General features: G+C 64.0%; 6 protein-coding genes. 5 read left to right on the forward strand and 1 reads right to left on the reverse strand.

Features of this window, described 5'->3' with window-relative positions; genetic code table 11:
* The first annotated feature begins 220 nt into the window (after positions 1–220).
* A complete protein-coding gene (locus EN780_RS21765; RefSeq protein WP_128275288.1) occupies positions 221–3,595 on the forward strand; it encodes an AAA family ATPase in 3,375 nt (1,124 codons plus the stop codon).
* A gap of 114 nt (positions 3,596–3,709) precedes the next feature.
* Here the strand turns inward: EN780_RS21765 and EN780_RS21770 are convergent, their stop codons facing one another.
* Positions 3,710–4,357 (reverse strand): TetR/AcrR family transcriptional regulator, encoded by a 648-nt coding sequence (locus EN780_RS21770; protein ID WP_128275289.1) that lies wholly within the window; start codon positions 4,355–4,357, stop codon positions 3,710–3,712.
* A gap of 200 nt (positions 4,358–4,557) precedes the next feature.
* Between EN780_RS21770 and EN780_RS21780 the strand changes: the two genes are divergently transcribed.
* The 4 genes from EN780_RS21780 to EN780_RS21795 all read left to right on the forward strand — a co-directional run bounded on the left by EN780_RS21780 (position 4,558) and on the right by EN780_RS21795 (position 7,915).
* Entirely contained in the window at positions 4,558–5,451 is an 894-nt protein-coding gene (locus EN780_RS21780; RefSeq protein ID WP_128275290.1) for an NAD(P)/FAD-dependent oxidoreductase, read from the forward strand.
* Between the two features lie 77 nt (positions 5,452–5,528).
* Positions 5,529–6,344: an oxidoreductase gene (locus EN780_RS21785; protein WP_128275291.1), complete on the forward strand. Its 816-nt coding sequence runs from the start codon at positions 5,529–5,531 to the stop codon at positions 6,342–6,344.
* Between the two features lie 76 nt (positions 6,345–6,420).
* On the forward strand, positions 6,421–7,281 hold the full coding sequence (locus EN780_RS21790; protein WP_128275292.1) for a methyltransferase domain-containing protein: 861 nt from the start codon (positions 6,421–6,423) through the stop codon (positions 7,279–7,281).
* Between the two features lie 346 nt (positions 7,282–7,627).
* Entirely contained in the window at positions 7,628–7,915 is a 288-nt protein-coding gene (locus tag EN780_RS21795) for a hypothetical protein (RefSeq protein WP_127310638.1), read from the forward strand.
* Positions 7,916–8,102: the final 187 nt, after the last annotated feature.

An 8,102-nucleotide genomic window follows, 5' to 3' on the forward strand; every position in this document is an offset into this window, starting at 1 on the left:
GGTCGGTGGTGATGGGGTGGGCTCCGTGGCTGGGTGAGGGGGTATTCAAGCAGAAAGCGGTGTGGGTTGGAATGGCAGGCTGGGGCTGCTCATCGCTGTGGCCTGGCTCAGGCGGCATGATGTCCGCGTTTGACCCAAACCGGTCATTCAAAACCTGCTCCTAGACAGGCTGTCTCCCCTGGTGGATCATGCGGTGGGTGGGTAAGCCAGGGGCGCCGCCATGGACGTCGGAGGTTGGCTGCGGAGGCTTGACCTCGAACAGTATGAGGACGCCTTCCGCGAGAATAAGATCGACGAGACGATCCTGCCGATATTGACGGCCGAGGATTTGAAGGATCTTGGCGTCGGATTTGTCGGACACCGTCGTAAGCTGCTCGACGCCATCGCAGCCTTGCGCGCTCAAGCAGGCGCACCGACGCCGCTTTCATCCGATGCGCCTCTGGCAATCGACAACGCCGCGAAGGACACCGCTGAGCGCCGCCAGGTCACCGTGATGTTCTCGGACCTTGTCGGCTCGACAGCACTCTCCGCGCAAATGGACCCTGAGGATTTGCGGGAGGTGATTGCGGCCTATCAGAAGTGCGTTGCGGAGGCCGTGCGTCGCTTTGGCGGGTTTGTAGCCAAATACATGGGCGACGGCGTGCTGGTGTATTTTGGCTATCCAAAGGCGCATGAGGACGACGCAGAGCGAGCCGTGCGGGCCGGGCTGGCGGTCGTTGATTCGATCGCAAGGCTCGCGACCCCGGCACAAGGGGCGCTTGCGGTACGCGTCGGCATCGCTACGGGGCTGGTGGTGGTGGGCGATCTCATCGGCGAAGGAGCGGCGCAGGAGGAAGCGGTGGTCGGCGAGTCGCCGAACCTGGCGGCGCGGCTGCAGGCATTGGCGGCGCCCGGCGAGATCGTGATCCCGCTCGCGACGCGCCGACTGCTCGGCGGGCTGTTCGAGTTCGCCGACCTGGGCTTCCACGAGCTGAAGGGGTTCGACGCCCCGATCCGCGCGTGGCGAGTGCTTCGCGAGAGTGCCGCCGAGACCCGGTTCGAAGCGCGCGCGACGAGCGGCCTCGCCCCCACGGTCGGGCGCGAGCACGAGCTTGCTCTGCTCGCGGAGCTTTGGAGCAAGGCCGCGTCCGGCGAGGGGCAGGTGGTCCTGCTCTCCGGTGAGCCCGGCATCGGCAAGTCGCACCTGATTCAGGCGCTCCGCGAGCGTCTGCGCGACCGGCCGCACATCCGCATCCGCTGCCAGTGCTCGCCGTTCCACGCAAACAGCGCCCTTCGCCCGTCGATCGTCCAGCTCACCCGCGCGGCTGGCTTCCACCCAGACGATCCGCCGAGCGTGAAACTCGACAAGCTGGAGCGCCTCCTGGCGCGCTCTACAGACAAGGTCCGGGATGACGCCCCTTTGTTGTCGGCGTTTCTTTCGCTCCCGGTGGGCAGCCGCTACGCACCTCTGAACCTCAGCCCTCAGCGCCAGAAGGAGCTCACCCTCGAGGCGCTGATCCGGCAGCTTGTTGGCCTGGCGGCCCGCCAGCCCGTGCTGTTGGTTTTCGAGGATATCCACTGGATTGATCCAACGTCGCTGGAGCTTCTCGACCGATTGGTTCCGCAGATCCCCCGCCTTTCAGTCTTGGCGATCTTCAGTTTCCGCCCTGAGTTCGAGCCGCGGTGGATCGGCCACCCGCGGGTCACCTCGCTCGCGCTGAACCGCCTGAGCCGCCGGCAGGGCGCGGCGCTGGTGGAGCGGTTGACCGGTGGCAAGGCGCTGCCGGGCGGGCTGCTCGAGCAGATGGTGGCCAAGACAGACGGCGTGCCCCTGTTCCTCGAGGAGGTGACCAAGGCGGTCATCGAATCCGACGTGTTGACCGATGAAGGCGACCGCTACGCGCTCTCGGGTCCGCTGCCACCGTTGGCGATCCCCGCAACCCTGCAGGATTCTCTGGTGGCGCGGCTCGATCGGCTGGTGATGCCGGCGCGGGAGGTCGCGCAGATTGGCGCCGCCATCGGCCGCGAATTCTCTTATGAGCTGCTGGCGGCTGTCGCGCAGCGCGAGGAACGGGAACTGCAGGGCGCCCTCGACCAGCTCATCAGCGCCGAGCTCGTCATCGCGCGCGGCCGGCCGCCCCACGCGACGTGCACCTTCAAGCACGCATTGGTGGGAGATGCCGCCTATGCCACCTTGCTGCGCAGTCGGCGCCAGCAACTGCACACCCGGATCGCCCACGCGCTCGAGCAGCATTTCGGCGAGGTCGTCGAACACGAGCCGGAGATCGTGGCTCAGCACTATACGGCTGCAGGCCTCTCGCTTCAGGCCATCGGCTACTGGCAGCGCGCGGGAGAGAGCGCCAACGACCGTTCGGCCAACGATGAGGCCCAGAACCACCTGCAGAAAGCGCTGAACCTGATCGAAACGCTCCCTGCGGGCCCGGAGCGCCAGCGGCGCGAGCTCGCAGCGCTAACGGTGCTGGGCCGCGTGCTCGCCGCCAAAAGCGGCTACGCAAATCCCGAGGTCGAGCAGGTATATTCTCGCGCGCGCCGCCTTTGCGAGCTGATGCCGGAAGATGCGGATATCTTCCCGGTTCTGCTCGGCCTGGCCATCTACTCGGCCACGCGCGCCGAACTGACGTCGGCGCACGAGCTGAGCGGACGGCTGCTCGACCTTGCCCGGCAGAGTAACGATCCCGTGTGGGTGGTCGAAGCCCATTATGCCCGGGGGGTCGGCTTTTCCTGGCGCGGCGCCTTCAGGGAGGCACGCAAACATCTGGAGCTGGCCTCCGAATCGTATCGCCCACAGCGACATCGAGCCCATCTCGCCCTCTACGGCCAGGATCCCGGACCGATTTGCCTGTGTCGTGGGTCGGCGGTGCTTTGGCAACTCGGCTACCCCGACCAGGCGCTGGCCCGGATGGAAGACGCTCTTGCCTTGGCCGAGCGATTGGCGCACCCCTTCAGCCGCGCCTACGTGCTGACATGGGCAGCGTGGTTACGAATATTCCGGCGCGAGGTGGCCGAAGCCGAGGAGCAAAACGAGCGTGCGCTCACCTTCGCGACCGAGCAGGCGTATCCCTTTTGGACTGCCATGGCCGCCCAGCAGAAGGGATGGCTCTGGGCGAAGCAGGGCCATAGGGAGCGGGCGATCGCCCAGATCGAGGATAGCCTGGCCCGGATGCAGGCCGTCGGAACGCAGGTGACGCAGGCGTACACGATGGGACTGCTCGGCGAGGTGCTAGGCAGCGTCAATCGCGCGTCCGACGGCGTGCGCCTGATCGATCGGGCCCTCGACCAGGTGAACCGGACCCGCGAGCAGTGGTGCCATGCCGAATTGCTGCGGCTCCGGGGTGCCCTATGCGCTGCCGCGGAACCAGGCGATTGCCGCGAGGCCGAAATCTCGTTCCGCCAGGCCGTCGAACGGTCTCGCGAGCAAGGTGCCAAATCCTGGGAGCTCCGCGCCGCCACATCGCTTGCGCGGCTTTTGGCCGAACAGGGCAAGCGCGCCGAGGCGCACGACCTGCTCGCGCCGACCTACGGCTGGTTCACCGAGGGCTTCGACACGCTCGATCTGAAAGAGGCCAAGACCTTGCTCGACAAGCTGGGGGCATGATCACATGCCAGCCATGCATTCTCCGGTGCCGGCGCATTCCGAACACCGATCTCGCGCTGAGTCAGCGCACGCGTTCAAAATATCAGGCGAGTAGTCCATCGCGGCCTGTCCCGGCTATCCGCCCGCGTGTTCGTTGCGACCGTGAGCCGCGATGAACATGGCGACAGCCGACCGGCAATAGGATTCGATTTCGTCATCGTCCTCTGCTCTCGCCTCATCAATGCGTGCAATAATCAGAAGATCGGAGCCTTTGAAAAGTGCGGCAAACAAGCGAGCGGACCGGAGAGGATCGGGCACGTTTAGCACCGCCTTCGCGTGCAACTGACGTAACAGGGTCTCGATTTGGGCGACGATATGGGCGGGGCCGGCTTCGTAGTGGACTTTGCTCAACGACTTTTGGTTCGGCGTGTCGGCCATGACCATGGCTTCGACGTTGCGGACGTCTGGGCGCAGCAGCGTGCGAAGCAGCGATGATCCCACCGCCATAAGCTGATCCTCGGCCGAGCCATCGACGCCTTCAAAAAGCGCCTGTGGGATTAACTGCTGACAGCGGGCCGCAAAGGCCGCGCCAAACAGCGCCTCTTTGTTCTCGAAGTGCTTGTAAATGCTGAGCTTCGATATCTTCGCTCGCTGGGCGACCTTGTCCAAGGTCGTCGCTTGAAAACCCAATTCTGCAAAGAGTTCGCCTGCGGTGTCGACAATGGTTTGGCCAAGCGCCTCATTGGCGGGCCGGCCACGCCGGCCTCGACTATTTTCGGTCATCTCAATTACAGTCCTTGACAGTATCGTAATTCATGAATTACGATACTACGCAGTTTCGGAAATTCCAAGAGTGGATTTTATCGTGTCCTCCAAATCAGCATTACCTTGGCCGCCTACCGATATCGAATACGCATCGCCGGACGATTCTGCGTGCCAGGCTCAGCCCAACCCGCTTCATACGCAACACGGAGCCCATCACCATGGATGACGTCATCATCATCGGCGGCAGCTTTGCTGGCCTTGCCGCCGCCCTGCAACTCGGCCGTGCCCGCCGCAAGGTCACCGTTCTCGACACTGGCCTGCCGCGCAACCGCTTCGCCGGACACTCGCATGGTATGCTTGGGCACGATCACAAGCCGCCGCTGGACATCCTGGCCGAGGCGCGCCGGCAGTTGGCGCGTTATCCTGCGATCAGTCTGGTCAACGCTCGGGCCGAAGAAGTCTCCGGCGGCATCGACGATTTCTCCGTCCTCCTGGGCGATGGCGAACGCCTTGGGGCACGTCGGCTGATCCTGAGCTATGGCATCACGGACCAGATGCCCGATGTGCCGGGGTTTGCCGAAAGCTGGGGCACGTCCATCGTGCCGTGCCCCTATTGCGACGGCTTTGAAGTCGCCGGCCAGCATTGGGGCCTCGTCTGGTCCGGCCCGCAGTCGCACAATCAGGTCAGGCTGTTCCACGATTGGACTGACAGGTTGACGGTCTTCTCCGATGGCCACGACATCCCGGCCGATATCCGGGCCGATCTGGAACGTCGCAACACGCCTGTCTTCGATGGCCGGATCACTGAAATCACCCGTCACGGCGGCGGTAATCCCACTCTCAAGCTCGATTCCGGCCGTGATGTCGCTGTCGACATTCTGTTCGCGCATCCGCGCAACAAGCCGTCCGCCGGCCTGCATGAATCACTGGGCCTCGCCACGGTCGCTACGCCCCTTGGCATCGTCCTCAAGGTTGATGAGCGCCGCGAAACCAGCATGCCCGGCATCTACGCCGCAGGCGACCTCACTAACCCCATGATCCCCTCGGTCACCACGGCATCGTGGCAAGGCGCGATGGCTGGCATCTTCGCCCAGCAGTCGATGCTGGTTTGAGAGCAGAGTTTCTCCGGTCCCAATTGGCCAACCCCTGCGGCGACGCTCCAACCTAAGCAAAAAGGGAAGTGATCCTCATGAATAAGACCAGTCCTGGCGTCGCCCTGGTGACCGGCGCCTCCTCCGGCATCGGTCTCGCCACCGCCAATGCCTTGGGGAATGCGGGCTTTCGAGTGTTCGGAACCAGCCGCCGCGCCGCGGCGAAGAAATTCGACAGTTTTACTATGCTGGCCTGTGACGTTACCGACGATGAGTCCGCGGCCAAACTGGTCGAGCGGGTCCTTGCCGAGGCAGGCCGGATCGACGTGCTCGTTAACAATGCCGGCCTGGGCCTGCTCGGCGCTGCGGAGGAGTCTTCGACGGTTCAGGCGCAGGCACTGTTCGACGTGAACGTCTTCGGCGTCTTTCGCGTGACCAATGCGGTGTTGCCGACAATGCGACGTCAAGGAAAGGGCAGAATTGTTAATTTGAGCTCGGTGCAGGGGTTCATCCCGGGTCCATTTTTCGCGCTTTATTCATCGACCAAACATGCCGTTGAAGGCTATTCCGAATCGCTCGACCATGAACTGCGCCCGTTCGGAATTCGTGTCTCGTTGGTCGAGCCCGCCTACACCCGCACGTCCTTCGAAGAGAATCTCGCGAAGCCGGACCAGTTCCTGGATATCTATAACACGGGGCGCGCAGCCTTGAATGGAGCGGTACGGAAGGAGATGGAAAATGGCGATGCGCCCGAAGTGGTAGCCCAGACCGTATTGGCGGCTGCGACCGATCCGGCTCCGAAGAGGCGCTATACGGCTGGGAAAACGGCGCGTCAGATCAGTCTCCTGCGCCGTTTCGTCCCCGCTTCCGCATTCGACAAGAGCCTGCGAAAGCGATTCGGGCTACCGGTTTGATGCAAGGATCAACCGGCTTTCGTTTCGCATTCCGAGGGAGAGCCTGGTCAAGAGCGCATCACGACAAGGATATGTCATGGCACAGCACAATGCGGATCGGGTCGCCGATTGGAATGACCAAAGCGGGGAGCGCTGGGCCGCCCATCAGGCGCGGCTCGACGCCATGCTGGCCGTGTTCGGCCAGGCCGCAATCGAAGCCGCCGCGCCCGTGACGGGCGAGCGCGTGCTCGACGTCGGCTGCGGCGCGGGCGCGTCAAGTCAGGCACTGGCCACCCTCGTCGGCCCGAGGGGCCATGTATTGGGCGTGGACATATCCGAATCGTTGATCGGCAGAGCGCGCGCGCTTACGGCACAGGATATGCCGGTCGTGTTCGCAATGGCCGACGCCAGCAGGGCCGAGTTGCCCGAGGGCGCGTTCGACATCCTGTTCTCGCGTTTCGGGGTGATGTTCTTCGACGATCCGACAGCGGCGTTCGCGCATATGCGCGGGGCGCTCCGGCCGGGCGGGCGGGTCGCTTTCGTTTGTTGGCGCGGCATGGCCGATAACGATTGGATGCGCCTGCCGATAGGCGCGATCAAGGGCATCGTCCCGTCGACCGCGCCGCCCGATCCCGAAGCGCCTGGCCCGTTCTCGTTCGGCGACCGCGGACGGGTGGCTCGCGTCCTGATGGCGGCCGGCTTCACCGATATCGCTATCGAGCCCTTCGATAGTTCCGTTCCGTTTGGTAAGGGCCCGACGCGGGACGCCGCGATTGACGACGCGGTGAAGATGACGCTCGAGGTCGGCCCGCTGTCGCGCGCGCTCGCTGATCAGCCCGACGACATACGCGCCCGCGCCTCGGCTGCGGTTCGTGCCGTCTTCGCGGACCGCCCCGGCGAGCGGTCGGTGATGATCAATGGTGCGGCATGGATCGTCACCGCGCGCAATCCGGTATGACCGCTTATGGAGCAAAGCAGCCGCCGGTGCGCTGGGCTCGGCGGCCTGGCGCCGAACGTCGGACATTGAGACCAGCGTCGCTGTGCGCTCAGAAACCGACCCTCACGATCCAGGATGGGCCAGTCGAACAGCAGACCCGCTCGGCCGAAAAGACGAGCACTCGATGGATCGGGTCCCAAGCCAGTTTCCGCCTGCCCGCTCCACCTTGTTGCAAACGTTCAAATTTGAGCTTCCGCACTCATGCTTTGTCGAGAGTATCTCCTTTAGTCTCCTAGACCTTCTGCGCCGTAAGTTTGGCCGTTTTGCATCGCCGTCGGCGACGATGACGACGAAATAGGAGAACGCAATGACTCGCAGTCACGTTGAACGTCTTGGAGAGTTCAGGGAGATCCTCGTCGCAACTCGGCGCGAAGGCGTCCGTAACGTGCACCATACCCGCGACGCAATGCGGGCAAGTGGCTTTCAGATCGGAGAAAGCGATGGCTCCAGCTACGGTGCCCAGCTGAAGGCGCTCCAGGAGGAAATCGAGGCAGTCGACCGCGCCATCGAGGACGAGAAGCGGCTGGCCTTGACCATCGAGAGCGCGACTCAATCCCGCCGACCGACCAAGCCGAGAATCGTGAAGGGAACGTAGAGCCAGGTACTGGCGCTCAGCGGGGTGGGGTGGAACGTGTGCAGCCGAGCGCAGCGCTTTCCCCGCGCCAGACCATGACCGGCCTCCACGGCGCCAATCGAAAGCGCCCATGACGGGGTTGACCGCTTGTGCCACAGCATTCCTTCAGATTGTGTTGCCGCTGCAACCTGCTAGCGCGGTCCAAAGG

Origin of the sequence: Mesorhizobium sp. M4B.F.Ca.ET.089.01.1.1 (assembly GCF_004022605.1) — a bacterium.
GTDB classification, from domain to species: Bacteria; Pseudomonadota; Alphaproteobacteria; order Rhizobiales; family Rhizobiaceae; genus Mesorhizobium; species Mesorhizobium abyssinicae.

Excerpts from the sequence above, each read along its gene's own strand:
- EN780_RS21785 (WP_128275291.1), top strand. The coding sequence starts at position 5,529 with ATGAATAAGACCAGTCCTGGCGTCGCCCTGGTGACCGGCGCCTCCTCC.
- EN780_RS21795 (WP_127310638.1), top strand. The coding sequence starts at position 7,628 with ATGACTCGCAGTCACGTTGAACGTCTTGGAGAGTTCAGGGAGATCCTC.
- EN780_RS21765 (WP_128275288.1), top strand. The coding sequence starts at position 221 with ATGGACGTCGGAGGTTGGCTGCGGAGGCTTGACCTCGAACAGTATGAG.
- EN780_RS21780 (WP_128275290.1), top strand. The coding sequence starts at position 4,558 with ATGGATGACGTCATCATCATCGGCGGCAGCTTTGCTGGCCTTGCCGCC.
- EN780_RS21770 (WP_128275289.1), bottom strand. The coding sequence starts at position 4,357 with ATGACCGAAAATAGTCGAGGCCGGCGTGGCCGGCCCGCCAATGAGGCG.
- EN780_RS21790 (WP_128275292.1), top strand. The coding sequence starts at position 6,421 with ATGGCACAGCACAATGCGGATCGGGTCGCCGATTGGAATGACCAAAGC.